The sequence below is a fragment of the Mobilisporobacter senegalensis genome (assembly GCF_003752155.1).
Lineage (GTDB): Bacteria > Bacillota > Clostridia > Lachnospirales > Lachnospiraceae > Mobilisporobacter > Mobilisporobacter senegalensis.
In genome coordinates this window covers 379,611-394,122 of record NZ_RJVG01000002.1, presented here as the reverse complement: position 1 = coordinate 394,122, position 14,512 = coordinate 379,611, and the positions used below count along the sequence as shown (strand labels likewise).

At 35.3% G+C, this 14,512-nt stretch carries 16 protein-coding genes; 1 reads left to right on the top strand and 15 read right to left on the bottom strand.

Going from position 1 to position 14,512, the window contains the following annotated elements:
• Positions 1 to 3: 3 nt before the first annotated feature.
• Positions 4 to 1,404 carry an L-fucose/L-arabinose isomerase family protein gene (locus tag EDD66_RS04570; RefSeq protein ID WP_123608375.1) on the bottom strand — a complete coding sequence of 467 codons (1,401 nt, stop codon included), beginning with the start codon at positions 1,402 to 1,404 and terminating at the stop codon, positions 4 to 6.
• A 21-nt stretch (positions 1,405 to 1,425) separates the two neighbouring features.
• A complete protein-coding gene (locus EDD66_RS04565; protein ID WP_123608374.1) occupies positions 1,426 to 2,430 on the bottom strand; it encodes a LacI family DNA-binding transcriptional regulator in 1,005 nt (334 codons plus the stop codon).
• 427 nt (positions 2,431 to 2,857) lie between these two features.
• Between EDD66_RS04565 and EDD66_RS04560 the strand changes: the two genes are divergently transcribed.
• Complete coding sequence (locus tag EDD66_RS04560) at positions 2,858 to 4,408, top strand: putative polysaccharide biosynthesis protein (RefSeq protein WP_123608373.1); 1,551 nt, start codon at positions 2,858 to 2,860, stop codon at positions 4,406 to 4,408.
• Positions 4,409 to 4,507: 99 nt separating this feature from the next.
• On the opposite strand, the gene EDD66_RS04555 is transcribed toward EDD66_RS04560, so the two are convergent.
• The 13 genes from EDD66_RS04555 to EDD66_RS04495 form a co-directional block, all read right to left on the bottom strand.
• Complete coding sequence (locus EDD66_RS04555; RefSeq protein ID WP_123608372.1) at positions 4,508 to 4,981, bottom strand: glutathione peroxidase; 474 nt, start codon at positions 4,979 to 4,981, stop codon at positions 4,508 to 4,510.
• A gap of 220 nt (positions 4,982 to 5,201) precedes the next feature.
• Positions 5,202 to 5,462: an HPr family phosphocarrier protein gene (locus EDD66_RS04550; protein WP_123608371.1), complete on the bottom strand. Its 261-nt coding sequence runs from the start codon at positions 5,460 to 5,462 to the stop codon at positions 5,202 to 5,204.
• A 55-nt stretch (positions 5,463 to 5,517) separates the two neighbouring features.
• Positions 5,518 to 6,888, bottom strand: a complete 1,371-nt coding sequence (locus tag EDD66_RS04545) for a PhoH family protein (RefSeq protein ID WP_123608370.1) — start codon at positions 6,886 to 6,888, stop codon at positions 5,518 to 5,520.
• 208 nt (positions 6,889 to 7,096) lie between these two features.
• A complete protein-coding gene (atpC, locus tag EDD66_RS04540) occupies positions 7,097 to 7,504 on the bottom strand; it encodes an ATP synthase F1 subunit epsilon (protein WP_123608369.1) in 408 nt (135 codons plus the stop codon).
• 23 nt (positions 7,505 to 7,527) lie between these two features.
• Complete coding sequence (gene atpD, locus EDD66_RS04535) at positions 7,528 to 8,916, bottom strand: F0F1 ATP synthase subunit beta (RefSeq protein ID WP_123608368.1); 1,389 nt, start codon at positions 8,914 to 8,916, stop codon at positions 7,528 to 7,530.
• A gap of 45 nt (positions 8,917 to 8,961) precedes the next feature.
• Complete coding sequence (gene atpG, locus EDD66_RS04530) at positions 8,962 to 9,834, bottom strand: ATP synthase F1 subunit gamma (RefSeq protein WP_123608367.1); 873 nt, start codon at positions 9,832 to 9,834, stop codon at positions 8,962 to 8,964.
• 8 nt (positions 9,835 to 9,842) lie between these two features.
• The gene (gene atpA, locus EDD66_RS04525) at positions 9,843 to 11,342 is read right to left on the bottom strand and encodes a F0F1 ATP synthase subunit alpha (protein ID WP_123608366.1); all 1,500 of its coding nucleotides are present in this window, start codon (positions 11,340 to 11,342) and stop codon (positions 9,843 to 9,845) included.
• Positions 11,343 to 11,346: 4 nt separating this feature from the next.
• Positions 11,347 to 11,853 (bottom strand): ATP synthase F1 subunit delta, encoded by a 507-nt coding sequence (gene atpH / locus EDD66_RS04520; RefSeq protein ID WP_123608365.1) that lies wholly within the window; start codon positions 11,851 to 11,853, stop codon positions 11,347 to 11,349.
• A complete protein-coding gene (gene atpF, locus EDD66_RS04515) occupies positions 11,850 to 12,335 on the bottom strand; it encodes a F0F1 ATP synthase subunit B (protein ID WP_243115299.1) in 486 nt (161 codons plus the stop codon). The genes atpH and atpF overlap by 4 nt, the downstream gene beginning before the upstream one ends.
• Before the next feature lie 15 nt (positions 12,336 to 12,350).
• Entirely contained in the window at positions 12,351 to 12,575 is a 225-nt protein-coding gene (gene atpE / locus EDD66_RS04510) for an ATP synthase F0 subunit C (RefSeq protein WP_123608363.1), read from the bottom strand.
• Positions 12,576 to 12,596: 21 nt separating this feature from the next.
• Positions 12,597 to 12,821, bottom strand: a complete 225-nt coding sequence (atpE, locus tag EDD66_RS04505; RefSeq protein WP_123608362.1) for an ATP synthase F0 subunit C — start codon at positions 12,819 to 12,821, stop codon at positions 12,597 to 12,599.
• Between the two features lie 66 nt (positions 12,822 to 12,887).
• Complete coding sequence (locus EDD66_RS04500; protein WP_243115298.1) at positions 12,888 to 13,571, bottom strand: F0F1 ATP synthase subunit A; 684 nt, start codon at positions 13,569 to 13,571, stop codon at positions 12,888 to 12,890.
• Positions 13,572 to 13,696: 125 nt separating this feature from the next.
• Positions 13,697 to 14,134 carry a hypothetical protein gene (locus tag EDD66_RS04495; protein ID WP_123608361.1) on the bottom strand — a complete coding sequence of 146 codons (438 nt, stop codon included), beginning with the start codon at positions 14,132 to 14,134 and terminating at the stop codon, positions 13,697 to 13,699.
• Positions 14,135 to 14,512 lie beyond the last annotated feature (378 nt).

Sequence of the window (14,512 nt, the reverse complement as noted above, 5' to 3'; positions counted from 1 at the left end):
ACTCTATTCTCCTCTGATGTAAGCTTTTACTTCCTCCTCAATGGGATCATAAAAGTCCGGTGTGACATTAATATATTTACATGCTTCATACAATACCGGTACAACATCTTTATGAATTCCAACACAATGATGAATGTAAGGACCGCATACGAGCTTATCTTCCAATCTTTTTAGATTCTCCACTTCAATCCAAAGATAAGTTCCCTTGGTGTATGGACCGTCAACGCCTTTTGCCCTGCCTAATAATAGTGAATATTCTCCGTTGTCACCATCAAATCTACATAAAGTAATGTCACCATGCTTTGCTTCCGCCTCTACAGCACCCGGATGTTTGAATGCTAAAGGATATCCAAGTGTTGGTTTCTCTTTTGCAATAGAAATCGGCCAAGGGCCACAATGCTGCAGTAGTTCTCCATTCTCATTATCCGGATGGCGGACTGTCCAGTCAGCGAAAAAGGATCGTGTCTGCCCCATACCTGCTGCTTCCACTAAAATAGAAGTGATTGCTCCATGTATATCTGTTTCACACGCAACTGGAATTCCCAGATCATTCAACAAAGAATTGGCTGCACAAGGCATGATTCCCAGTTCTGATTGAAGACAGTTCCAACACTGGATCGCTATGGCATTGCAGCCATATCTTTCTGCCATTCCCTGCATTGCTACCTTCATAGCTGCCACACTTTCCAAAGCTTTGTCATCTATCTCAACTTTCATATTCTCTTTGATATATGTAATTACTTCTGCAACTTCAGTTCCTTCCTTTTTGGCTGCCTTTACTTCATCCATAAGTTCCGGCATTGGAACAGGAGATAGCTGAATATTATATTTTTCAAGCAATTCTCCTTCATTACACATGGTAGACCAGAAATCAAAAGGTCTTGTAGATATCTGTAATATCCTTGTATTTCTAAAAACTTTCACAACATTACATACTGCCATAAAATCTCTGATTCCTCTTTCGAATTCAGAATCCCCCAATCTGCAGTTCGTCATGTAAGTAAATGGCACCCTGAATCTTCTAAGTACCTTACCAGTTGCAAACAATCCACATTGACTGTCTCTTAAGCGGACACCTGATTCATCGGGTCTTTCATCTCTTGGCCCCCATAAAAGTACCGGTACATCCAGTTCTTTTGCTAATCTTGCAACTTCATATTCTGTTCCAAAATTGCAGTGGGGAAAGAACAGCCCATCTATTTTCTCTTTTTTGAATTTCTCAGCAATCTTTTTTCTGTCTTCCTCATTATAGAGCAGACCTTCTTTATTGATATCATTAATATCAACAACGTCTATCTCCAGTTCTTTTAACCTGTCCCTTGTAAGATTTCCGTATTTAATTGCATCCGGAGCACTGAAAATACTCCTTCTCGTAGGTGCCAAACCGATTTTAATCTTATCCATATGATTTCCTCCATATCTATTTTATTTCGTTAAATCTTTTACACTATCTCTCTCAATGAACTCCGTACACACCTGAGTCTTGGACTTGATACCTGCTCCGTTCCTGATCACATCAAGAAGTCTTCGAACTGCCATCTGCCCCATTTCCTGTTTAAATACCCGAATGGTTGTTAACCTTGGAGTCGAGATTTCACTGGATGACAAATCATCAAATCCAATTAAAGATACATCCTCAGGGACATGGTATCCCTTTTCAATCAGTGCCTTCATTGCACCAAGTGCTATCATATCGTTGTCTGCGAAAAAAGCGGTAGGTATTGGTGGTTTTTTCTCCAAAAAAGCAAGCATATCCTTATATGCACCATCCATTGTGGTATCCAGTGTGACAATATATTCTTCCCTGATACCGATTCCTTTTTTATGTAATGCCCTTGCATAGCCATTGGCTCTTGCACTGAACGCTTTGATACGGAATCTTCCTCTTAGATAACCGATCTCTGTATGTCCCTTCTCGATCAGATATTCAATTGCATTTCTTGCAGAATCTGAATTATTAATTAATATCCCATTAAATTCCATGGAAGTGCTCCAGCTATCCAGAATCACAATAGGGCACTTTGCATCCATAAATCTTTCAAAATCTTCATCCTGCGCCTCTGTTCCCAACATTATGATCGCAGTAGATCTGTCATTTAGAATTTCATCCAGCCTTGTTTCATAAGAATCACTTCGCCTATCCAGATTACAGACTGTCATTTCATAGCCGAATTCTCTGCACTCAGTCTCTACACCGTCTAATAAATTCGTAAAGAATGGAGAATTATCAATGATCGAACCATTTCTTTTGTAAATTACCAGCATAATTCTTGATATTTTTAATTCATTTACATAACCTATCTCATTGGCAATCCTGAATATCGTTTCTGAAGTTTCTTTATTTACACCTTTTTTACGGTTTAATGCATTGGAAACGGTAGCAGGTGAAAATCCGGTGATATCACTTATCTTTCTGATGCTTGGTTTCAAAATATCACTCCTTTTGTAATTCTTATTATAAATGTTTTATATGAATATTCAATAATTTTATAATATATTATTTGCTTTTTGTAATATTTTCACGGTTTTTTAATTTATTTTTTGTGCAAACATTACATATTTTCAATACAAATCTATTTACTTGCATATTTTTTAGTTATTATTTTATATAAACATTTATATAAAACATTAATAAACAATATTGAACTATTCCCAGGTAAAGTTGTATTTCAAGGAGGCAATACGATAAAAAGGACCTGCTCCACACTGGAACAGGTCCCTGAATTATTAACTTAAATATTCTCTGGTCTCAAAGGGGGCAAAAATCCCATTTTCTTTAAAATAACATTTTTGTCATTCTATTTCCCTTTGAAAAGAAATATATTAAATTATAAAATATATAAATAGGCGGATAAGGATGAGCAAAAATACAATAATAAAAGGCACATTAATTCTTACTATTGCAGGTTTTGCTACAAGATTTATTGGAGTTTTTTATAAAATCTATCTTGCAAAATTAATGGGAGCAGAGATGATGGGCGTTTATCATCTTGTATTCCCTGTATATGGAATATGCTTTACCCTATATGGATCGGGACTTCAAACTTCTATCTCAAGGCTCATTGCCGCTGAGAGGGGAAAGAATAATAAGCAAAATATAAAGAAAATATTAGCTGTAGGATTAATTTTCTCTGTTAGTATTGCACTTGTTCTATCGATACTGGTATATAGTAATTCTGAGTATATAGCAGGCAGATTGCTTACCGAACCAAGAAGTGCATCTTCTTTAAGAGTCCTGGCCATGGTCTTCCCATTCTGTGGCATCACTGCTTGCATCAATGGTTATTATTATGGGATAAAGAAGGCTTCTGTACCAGCTGCCAGTCAATTGTTTGAGCAGATCGTAAGAGTCCTATCTGTGTACATAATCTCAACAATCATAGGAAATGGCGACGTCACCCTGACTTGTGAACTTGCTGTATTTGGTATTGTTCTTGGAGAAATTGCTTCAAATGTTTATAATATTATTTGTTTTGTAAAAGGAAATCTTAAAAGCACAAGAATAAGATATGAAATACAACAAAAGAATCCGTTCTTTACCGCTGCGCGAAAAGAACGAATTCCTCAAAATATCTTAAAACTTGCAGTTCCATTAACAAGTAACCGACTCCTTATTAGTATATTACAAAGCTTCGAAGCAGTCTTAATTCCTAATATGTTAAAAAGTTCAGGTCTGACAAATGCCGAGGCATTAAGTGTTTACGGTATATTAACCGGAATGTCCATGCCATTTATTATGTTTCCATCCACCATAACCAATTCCTTTGCTGTTATGCTGCTTCCTGCAGTATCAGAGGCACAGGCTGCCAGAAATGACCGGATGATCGATAATACTACTTCCATCTCTATTAAATATAGTTTATTAATTGGTATCTTAAGCACTGGTGTCTTCATTATCTTTGGTAATTCTTTAGGTATGGAAGTATATCATAATAAACTGGCGGGCAGTTTCTTAACGACCTTAGCCTGGTTATGTCCTTTTCTCTACCTTACCACTACTTTAGGAAGCATCATTAATGGATTAGGTAAAGCTCATATTACATTTTTTAATACCGTTATCGGATTGTCCATACGTATCCTTTTTATTCTTTATCTTGTTCCAAGGAAAGGAATTGCCGGTTATCTGATCGGCCTATTAGTAAGCCAATTGATCATATCCTTTTTAGACGGCTTTGCAATCTATCGAAATGTACCTGTAAGTATTCATGCCATTGATTGGATCGTAAAACCTGCGCTCATTATTTTTTTTGAAGGTCTTATCATTATGCGTTTTTATAATTACCTTGTAACAACCTCCAGTACACATCCTCTTATAATACTATTGCTCTGCTGTTTCGTTTTAAGTGCAGGCTATTTTATATTATTATTAATAACCAAAGCAGTGTCTTTAAAAGAATTTAGAAGGTGATATATAAAAAGTCTATCCTCTCCCTATGATGTACTGAGTAAAGGAAGAGGATAGATCTTGTTGCAGTTATAAGGCTCAAAATGTAACATCCCTTTTGTTCTATAATAATTCTGCAATCCTTGATTCTATTTTTTCCGGCGCTGTAGCTGGAGCAAATCGTTCTACAATATTTCCTTTTCTGTCAACTAAGAATTTGGTGAAATTCCATTTAATATTATCACCTAGTACACCTTTTTTCTGAGATTTAAGGTATGTAAACAGAGGCTCTTCATTCCTGCCATTTACTTCAACCTTAGCAAATTGTTTAAAAGTAACTCCATATTTAATTTGACAAAAATCCACTATCTCTTCTTCTGTTCCAGGTGCCTGATTTGCAAATTGATTACATGGAAAATCAAGTATTTCAAACCCTTTGCTTTGATATTTTTCATATAGATTCTGTAATCCATCATATTGAGGTGTAAATCCACATCCAGTAGCAGTGTTCACAATAAGCAGAACCTTCCCCTTAAAATCCTCCAGGCTGACTGGATTCCCTTTTTCATCTTTTATTTCAAATTCATAAATTGACATATTGCCCTCCTTATATTGTACAAAATTAAATTGTATACAATTTTTATAAATTAAATTGTACACAATCTATTTTGAAATGTCAAGCCTGTTTCTTAAGATTTTTACTTTATCTTCCCATGAAATATATTTTATGAATCGACTCAATGAAATCCAATTTATTCATAATAAAAAGAACATGAAGACAATTTCATGTTCTTTTTACTTTGCATCCTGCTCCATATTAACTTACCATTGATTCTTTCATTAAATACTTATCAACCTTTTGCCATTTAAAATCATTTAAAATTTTTAATAACATCTCGCTTTTAATATGATCTGTTACTAATTCAATTGGCTCTGTCAGATCCAGGCAAAATACCCCCATTATGGATTTAGCATCTACAGCATGTATCCCTGACTTTAATTCAAGCTCCTCATCAAATCTGGAGACTGCATTTACAAAATTAACTACCTTATCTACTGAATTTAAACTTATTAACATCTATATTCTCCTTTAAGTTACAACTATATATTATATTCTATCATGTATAAATTTATTACATTCTTTTTATTGCTTCAAAAGCAAGTTCCGAACGTTCACATTCTTTTGCCGTTAATGTAATCTGATAGCAAAGAGAACTCCCCTTCATCCGTTCAGAAGCATAACATAGACCATTGGTTCTTTCATCTAAAAATGGTGTATCAATTTGTTTCGGATCTCCAAGCAATATAACTTTTGTTCCCTTCCCTGCTCTTGTTATGATCCCGGTTACTTGTTTTGGCGTCATATTCTGTGCTTCATCTATGATTAAGTAAGTATTTACAAAAGAACGTCCTCTGATAAAATTCATAGCTTCCGCAGTGACTATGCCTCTATCAAAAATTTCATCGATTTTTCCTTTCAATTCCCTCTCATCTTTATATCTCTCAGTTTCATTGGAATCAATCAACTGTTCTAAATTATCAATCACCGGTCTGATAAGTGGAGAAATTTTTTCCTGTTCATTTCCAGGTAAAAAACCTATATCATTGTCAAATTGAACATTCGGTCTGGTAATAAGTATTTTTCTATATTCTTTATTGGTAGAATTCAATAATTTTTCCAGACCTACCGCTAAAGAATAGAAGGTTTTGGAGGTACCTGCCATTCCCTTTACGATCACTAATGGAACTTTATCAGCATCTTCCATTAATGCCTCTTGTAAAAAGTATTGACCAGCATTTCTTGGATTAACCCCATATGGTTTACTTTTTTTATATTTCAGAGGTACAATTTTCTGTCCATCAAATCTTCCAAGTTGTGTTTTATTTGTTGATTGATCTGCATGTAAGATAACAAATTCATTGATTATAAATTCCCCTTCTTTTTTCATTCCACTTTCATCTATACAGTAAGTATCAGATATATTTATTCCCTTTTTCTTAAAGTCTTTGAATAGATCCTCAGGTGCATAGACTTCTGTACGCCCAAGATATTGGGCCTTTTCTGCCGGAACCTGTTCATTGGCAAAATCCTCTGCCTGAATGCCAATTATTTGTGCTTTCATCCGAAGAAGAATATCTTTTGTTACCAGGATAACCTGATCTGATTTTTCCTGCAGACCTTTACATACTTTTAATATCCGGTTATCCATTTTGTCCTCTGGCAGATTTGCCGGAAGTGAAACATTAATACAATTTACTTCTACACGTAAGGTCCCCCCACTGTTTAATTTTACTCCCTGGAGCAAATCACCCTTAACACGAAGTTTCTCCAAGTAACGAATTGCCTCTCTTGCATTTGACCCTCTTTCACCATCTGCTTTCTTTAAACCATCCAATTCTTCTAATACCACTAATGGAATTACCACCTGGTTCTCTTCAAAACATTCTACTGCATAAGGTGCTTGAATTAATACGTTTGTATCAATTAGATAAGTTTTAGTCATAAGCAATTCTCCTTTTTTTGCCATCAATAGTCAATTTTTCATCCATAGATATTTTCCATATTCAATTTTTCTTTTTATAACTATTACACTTTCAGTTTATATCTTTTGAAAGAATAAACTATCTTAAATAAGTTAAATTTTTGCTAAGATATTGTAAAGCATAAAAAAGACATTCCAGAATTTATCTAAAATGTCTCTCTTATATTTATTAACTATGCCTTTTTGTTATTTTTAATCGATTCATTGCCCGGTTAAGTGCCGCCTGTGTATGATAATATTCCATAATACTTTGTTTCTGACGAAGCCTTTCTTCCGCACGTAATTTTGCTTCGTTAGCACGATTTACATCAATCTCTTCTGGTTTTTCAACCGTATCAGCAAGAAGAACTACAAATGTTGGTGTAATTTCAACAAATCCATCACTTACAGCAGCATAGTGCCACTCTCCATCTATCTGAAACCTTAGTTCTCCTGCACTTAAACAAGTAACCATGGGCTGATGGCTCGCTAAAATTCCATGTTCACCGTCAATACCGGGAAATACCAGCATTTCACACTTTCCTTCATAAAAAAGATGGTCACTGGCAACGATCTTAAGTTGAAATGTTTTAGACATTGCTCCTCCTATCTACCTTTATTTCACTGGATTGATTTTGCTTTCTCAATTACTTCATCAATTGTTCCTACCATTAAAAATGCTGCTTCTGGATATTCATCCATTTCACCATTAATGATTGCTTTAAACCCTCTGATCGTTTCACTAAGAGGAACATATTTACCAGTGATACCAGTAAAATTCTCAGCTACATTAAATGGCTGTGATAAGAATTTTTGAATCTTTCTGGCACGGTATACTGCCAATTTATCTTCTGCATCTAATTCTTCCATGCCAAGAATCGCAATGATGTCCTGCAATTCCTTATATTTTTGCAAAAGCTCCTGTGTCTTTCTGGCAATTTCATAATGCTCTTCCCCAACTACATCTGGTTCAAGGATTCTTGAAGTTGATTCAAGAGGATCCACCGCCGGGTAAATACCCTGCTCTACTATTTTTCTGGATAGAACGGTAGTCGCATCAAGATGGGCAAATGTAACTGCCGGGGCTGGATCTGTTAAATCGTCTGCAGGAACATATACTGCCTGAACCGAAGTAATAGAACCATTCTTAGTTGATGTGATTCGTTCTTGTAATTCTCCTACTTCACCTGCAAGGGTCGGCTGATAACCAACTGCGGAAGGCATACGGCCTAATAATGCTGAAACCTCAGAACCTGCCTGTACATAACGGAAGATATTATCAATAAAGAGAAGCACATCCTGTTTCTCTTCATCTCTGAAATATTCTGCCATGGTAAGACCTGTCTGGGCAACTCTCATACGGGATCCAGGCGGCTCATTCATCTGACCAAATACTAAGGCAGTCTTATTAATAACTCCAGATTCTTTCATCTCCATCCAAAGGTCATTCCCTTCTCTGGAACGCTCCCCAACACCGGTAAATATGGAATATCCACCATGTTCTGTTGCTACATTACGAATAAGTTCCTGGATTAATACTGTCTTACCCACCCCGGCTCCACCAAAGAGACCGATTTTACCTCCCTTTGCATATGGAGCAAGGAGATCAATTACCTTGATTCCGGTTTCTAATATTTCAACGACCGGACTTTGTTCCTCAAATGTAGGAGGTTTTCTATGAATCTCCCACTGTTCTTCTCCTTTTACATCTTCTTCCCCATCTATAGCTTCGCCTAGTACATTAAACATCCTTCCAAGGACCTGTGCTCCTACAGGAACTTTAATACATGCTCCTGTTGCAGTCACTTCCATTCCTTTCACAAGACCTTCACTGGATGCTAACATAATACAACGTACTATATTATTGCCTATATGGCTTGCAACTTCCATCACAAGTCTTTTTCCATCCCGGATTACTTCAAGTGCATCTTTGATCATTGGAAGCTTTCCACTTTCAAATTCCACGTCCACTACTGGTCCTAAAACCTGAACTATTTTTCCTTTATCCATATTACTATGTGATTCTAAGCGCTAGTGTTAGAAATCTCCTTTCCCTTATTTTTTCAAGCTCTTGGCACCACTGACAATCTCAGTGATTTCCTGAGTAATGGATGCCTGTCTTGCTCTGTTATATTGTAGATCCAGTTCTCTAAGCATATCTTTTGCACTACTTGTTGCTGCTTCCATCGCAGTCATTCTGGCATTTTGTTCACTTGAGAAAGCCTCTACCAACACGCCAAATATATATCCTTTCAGATAATTCGGTACTAATTTATTCATTACCTCTTCTGGAGAAGGTTCAAAGATCGCGTGCTGATATCCTTCTTTTCTTCTGTCGAACTTTCTTCTTTCCAAAGGTAAGATTCTTCTAAATTGAACTTCTGATTTCATTGGTGTGATCATCTTATTGAATATCACATATACATCGTCTAATTCACCTTTTTCAAACATCTCTATAATCGTTTCTGAAATTAACTGGGCACGGTATAAAGTTGGATTCTGTGCTGTATATAAAAATTCGCATTCAATTTCAACGCCTTTTCGAAGAAAATATTGTCTCCCTACCTGACCAATCACAAAGAGAAAATTCTTTTTACTCTTTTGCATTTCTTCTTCTGCCCTTTTAATTACATTATGATTGTAAGCACCTGCTAATCCTTTATCGGCAGTAATTACAATATAACCTTCTTTTCGAAACCCTGGTTTTATCTCTTCTCTGCGCTCAAAAAACACCTGATGCATATGAGGAGTACGAATTAAGATATCATGTATGGTTGACTGCAATCCTTCAAAATAAGGTTGTGTTGCAAGAAGACTTTTTCTTGCTTTTTTTAGTTTGGAAGATGAGATCAGATACATGGCATTGGTAATCTTCATAATATCTTTAATGCTTTTCATTCTGGAATGAATTTCTCTTATATTAGCCATGATATCACCTACTTCTTGAATTCTTTTGCAGCAGTTACAATTTGTCCAATTAACTCATCTGTTAATACTTTCTTAGTATCAATCTCTTCAATTATGTTCGAATATTTGCTTCTAAAGAAATCCATCAGATCACTTCTAAATGTTTTAATTTCTTTTACTGGTACATCTAATAGAAGCTTGTTATTGGCAACACATAAAAGCATTACCTGTTCATGTAATGGCAATGGTCTTGATAACGGTTGTTTCAATAACTCGACCAGACGGTTGCCATGATCAAGTAGATCTTTTGTGGCCTTATCCAAATCTGAGCTAAACTGTGTAAAAACTTCCATTTCACGAAATTGTGCCAGATCAATACGTAAACTGCCGGCTGCTTTCTTCATGGCTTTTGTCTGAGCTGCACCACCGACACGGGATACACTAAGTCCAACATTAACAGCAGGTCTGATACCGGCAAAGAATAATTCACTTTCCAAGAATATCTGACCATCCGTAATAGAAATTACATTGGTTGGTATATAAGCAGATACGTCGCCTGCAAGTGTTTCAATGATTGGTAAGGCGGTTATGGATCCACCCCCATGTTCTTCATCTAATCTGGCAGAACGTTCTAATAATCTTGAATGAAGATAGAATACGTCTCCAGGGTATGCTTCACGTCCAGGGGATCTTTCCAATAATAAGGACATAGTGCGGTATGCTACTGCATGTTTTGACAGATCATCATAAACAATTAATACATCCCTTCCCTGTTTCATAAAATATTCTGCCATGGCTGTACCTGAGTATGGAGCAATATATTGTAAGGATGCTAAATCGCTTGCAGATGCGGAAACAACGATAGAATAATCCATTGCACCATGTTTTGCCAAAGTGGCCACCAGTTGTGCAACAGTAGACGCCTTCTGTCCAATTGCTACATATACACAGATTACATCTTTGCCTTTTTGATTAAGAATCGTATCAACAGCGATTGATGTTTTACCTGTCTGACGATCTCCAATAATCAACTCACGCTGTCCTCTGCCAATAGGAAACATGGAGTCTATTGCAAGAATTCCTGTCTCAAGGGGTACACTTACTGATTTACGTTCACACACACCGGCTGCTTCATTTTCAATAGGAAAGAAATCCTTTGTTTCGATTGGGCCTTTCCCATCAATTGGGCTTCCAAGTGCATCTACAACCCTTCCGATTAATTGTTCTGAAACTGGTACACCAGCTCTTTTATTTGTTCTAACAACTTTACTTCCTTCTGTAATTCCATAGTCTGAGCCGAGTAGTACACAGCCAATTGTTTTCATCTCCAGATTTTGAACAATACCACGTACCCCTGTTTCAAACTCCACCAATTCGCCATACATGGCATTATCAAGTCCGTAAACTGTTGCAATTCCATCACCAATACTGATAACTGTTCCAATCTCCTTCACAGACATTTTCACATCATAATCTTCTATTTCACTTTTTAAAACAGATATAATATCATTTTGACTTATATTACTCATGCTTTCACCTCCTGGCAAGAGTCTTACCTAACTCTTCTAGAGTTCCTTTAATACTTTTATCATAAACGGTATCACCTATAGTTAAAGTAAACCCGCCAATTAATGAAGTATCTTCCACTAACTCCAAACTTACTCCTGCTTTATTATATTTACTGCATATCATGTCTTCTATCTGTCCAAGCTCTGTCTCATCAGGTCTTGTAACATAGGATAGTTTTCCCTTAATCATATTTCTGCTTTCTAAAAAAAGTGTTTGGTATTCATCAAAAATCATATCCACAATGTTAATACATCTGTTTGCACATAATACTTTTATAAATCCCTGTATTTCTTTTGGAAAAATGGAATGAATCACAGCATCTTTCTGGGATTCTTTTATACTTGGATTCTCCAGTACTCCCATTAATTCTTTATTTCCTCTAAAAATATCTGCAGACTCATGAACACTTTCTTCTTTTAATCCCATGGAAAATAATACTTTCGCATAATTAGCTGCTCTTAAAGTTATCATTTCACAGCACCTACCTCTTTAATAAAATCACCAAGAAGTTGCTTATTTGCATCATCATCCACATTTTTCCCGATCACTTTAGAAGCAGCTAAAAGTGCGATACCAGCGATTTCTGCCTGGGCACTCTGGGTGGCTTTCTTTCTTTCCAGTTCAATTGTTCTACCGGCATCCTGAATGATTCTTGCCGCTTCCTCTTTTGCCTGTAATACTTGTTTGTTATACTCTATATCAGCTCTTTCTCTGGCTTCTTTTACAATACCAGCCGCTTCCAAATTTGCTTGATTTAGCTCTTCTTCATAGTCTTGTTTTAATTTCATAGCATCTGCTTTTTTTGCTTCTGCATCCTGTATGGAATCTTCAATAGCCTTAGTACGTTTTTCCATCATTTCAGTTACTGGCCCAAATAAAAATTTCTTAAGAAATATAAACAGAACAAGAATATTAACAAAAGTCCATATAATATGCCAATTTAATACTAACAATAATATCCCCTCCTGCTATTTTAAGAAAAGTATAATTAGGACTGCAATAACAAAACCATAAATTGCAGTTGCTTCTGCCAGGGCACAACCTAATAATAATGCTTTATTAATGTCTCCTTTTGCTTCTGGTTGTCTTGCGATTGATTCTGCTGCTTTTGATGTTGCGATACCAATTCCGATTCCTGCTCCTATACCTGTCATTACTGCGATTCCCGCTCCTATTGCGATTAATGCTGTCATAATATATATCTCCTTTAACTATTATTTTAAGAATAAAATGATTAATACTGCGATAACAAAACCATAAATTGCAGTTGCCTCTGCCAGGGCACAACCTAATAAAAGAGCTTTATTAATATCTCCTTTTGCTTCCGGTTGTCTTGCGATTGATTCTGCTGCTTTTGATGTTGCGATACCAATTCCAATTCCTGCTCCTATACCTGTCATTACTGCGATTCCTGCTCCTATTGCTATAATAGCGCTCATATATACATCTCCTTTAGTTTTAAAATTTATCTGTGGTTTAAACCACATCTGAATCAAGCTTCTACTCTATTCCATCTTTTCTTTTATAAATAATGAGGTTAAAAATACAAATACATAAGCCTGTATTAAACCATCAAATACATCAAAATAAAAACTAAGTGGAATTGGAACAATTGCCGGCGCAACTATTTTTATCAATTCCATTACAACAAATGCTCCCAGTACATTACCAAAGAGCCGCATGCATAAAGATAACGGCCTTATAATGATCTCCAGAATATTTATTGGAGCCAGCAATGCCATAGGCTCTGCAAAACTTTTTAAATATCCCTTTCCTCCCTTTGCGTGAATACCTGAATATTCAATTAAAATGATGCTCATAATAGCCAGACCGGCTGTAACATTGAGGTCTTTCGTAGGCGGCGTGATACCTATAATCCCAATTAAATTAGCACATGCTATATAAATGATTACCGTTCCAAGATAAGGAATATATCTTTTGCCTTCCTCTCCCAAAATATCTTCAAAGAAATTATTGATAAACCCAACTAAAGCTTCTACATAGATCTGGGGTCCAGTTGGTACCATCTTTAAATTCCTTACAAAGACCAGTGTTAATATCATAAGAAATGCCATGATTCCCCATGTAACTACCACTGAGGCCGGTACTGGAATACCTTCAAAAATTGGAATCACAAAACTAATCTTCGTTTCCAACTGGGACATGAGCTCTGTAGCTAAGTCTTCCATCGATTTCACCTTCTTTTATTAAATTGAATATATAGTTAGATTAACCATATATTAAAAAATTACGCTAAAAACAAACCAATTCACAAACCGTCATTGGTCTAAAAAATAATTATTATAATTGGAAATTAAAAAGAATATAAATACTGATCAGAATACGTCTTACCATCTTTTTGCTGTATATATTCTACCATTAGTAATTTACATTTTGATTGGGAGGCGAGAATGAGCCATCCTTCAAAATATTGGAATAGAATATATAAAGATAAAATGATAAAAAGATATAGAATGGCAAAAATTAAATGATACCCAAAAATTTTATTCTGGGCATATAAGACGATTTTGCCAAAGAAAAATTCTTCATTCTCAACATTGACCTGATTATTGGATTTCACTATAGTTTGTATGTGATTTATGGATCTGATACTTCCTCCATCGGATACCTTTCTAACCCAAAGGTTAGTATCTGACATAGTTGTTGTGTAAAATGAAAAAAAAGTTACACAAATAAGCAATGCGAAGAATGCTCTCATTATTCTGTTATTTTTTTTGTGTTTGTTTTTCATTTCATCACTTCCTAACCCAATCAATTTGATAATATAACATATAATATACCTCTAAATTTAATAAGTCCAGCAATAAATTTTGAATTTAAAAAGATTGTTATTTTAATCAAAAAATAATAATTTTATATGACAAATTATATTATATTCTTACATATGTTTTGATATTTTTTTCACATACAGAGAAGGATTAACCCCAAAATCAATAAATTTTCATAATCAAAAGTAGTTTTAATATTAAATTTTCATAAATTTTTCATAAAAATCATAATTCATTATTCAAAAAAGATCATGACAACAGTTATCTCAAATAGTTTATATTTTATAAACTGATACCATCTGTTTTTCCCCCGTGATTTCTAAATAAAATGCTAAAATCCC

Coding starts and splice junctions, on each gene's coding strand:
- EDD66_RS04495 (WP_123608361.1), bottom strand. CDS start 14,134: ATGAAAAACAAACACAAAAAAAATAACAGAATAATGAGAGCATTCTTC.
- EDD66_RS04550 (WP_123608371.1), bottom strand. CDS start 5,462: ATGTTAATAAGTTTAAATTCAGTAGATAAGGTAGTTAATTTTGTAAAT.
- EDD66_RS04500 (WP_243115298.1), bottom strand. CDS start 13,571: ATGGAAGACTTAGCTACAGAGCTCATGTCCCAGTTGGAAACGAAGATT.
- atpC (WP_123608369.1), bottom strand. CDS start 7,504: ATGTCTAAAACATTTCAACTTAAGATCGTTGCCAGTGACCATCTTTTT.
- EDD66_RS04545 (WP_123608370.1), bottom strand. CDS start 6,888: ATGACTAAAACTTATCTAATTGATACAAACGTATTAATTCAAGCACCT.
- atpG (WP_123608367.1), bottom strand. CDS start 9,834: ATGGCTAATATAAGAGAAATTCATTCCAGAATGAAAAGCATTAAAGAT.
- EDD66_RS04560 (WP_123608373.1), top strand. CDS start 2,858: ATGAGCAAAAATACAATAATAAAAGGCACATTAATTCTTACTATTGCA.
- atpE (WP_123608362.1), bottom strand. CDS start 12,821: ATGAGCGCTATTATAGCAATAGGAGCAGGAATCGCAGTAATGACAGGT.
- atpD (WP_123608368.1), bottom strand. CDS start 8,916: ATGGATAAAGGAAAAATAGTTCAGGTTTTAGGACCAGTAGTGGACGTG.
- EDD66_RS04555 (WP_123608372.1), bottom strand. CDS start 4,981: ATGTCAATTTATGAATTTGAAATAAAAGATGAAAAAGGGAATCCAGTC.
- atpA (WP_123608366.1), bottom strand. CDS start 11,342: ATGAGTAATATAAGTCAAAATGATATTATATCTGTTTTAAAAAGTGAA.
- atpE (WP_123608363.1), bottom strand. CDS start 12,575: ATGACAGCATTAATCGCAATAGGAGCGGGAATCGCAGTAATGACAGGT.
- atpH (WP_123608365.1), bottom strand. CDS start 11,853: ATGATAACTTTAAGAGCAGCTAATTATGCGAAAGTATTATTTTCCATG.
- EDD66_RS04570 (WP_123608375.1), bottom strand. CDS start 1,404: ATGGATAAGATTAAAATCGGTTTGGCACCTACGAGAAGGAGTATTTTC.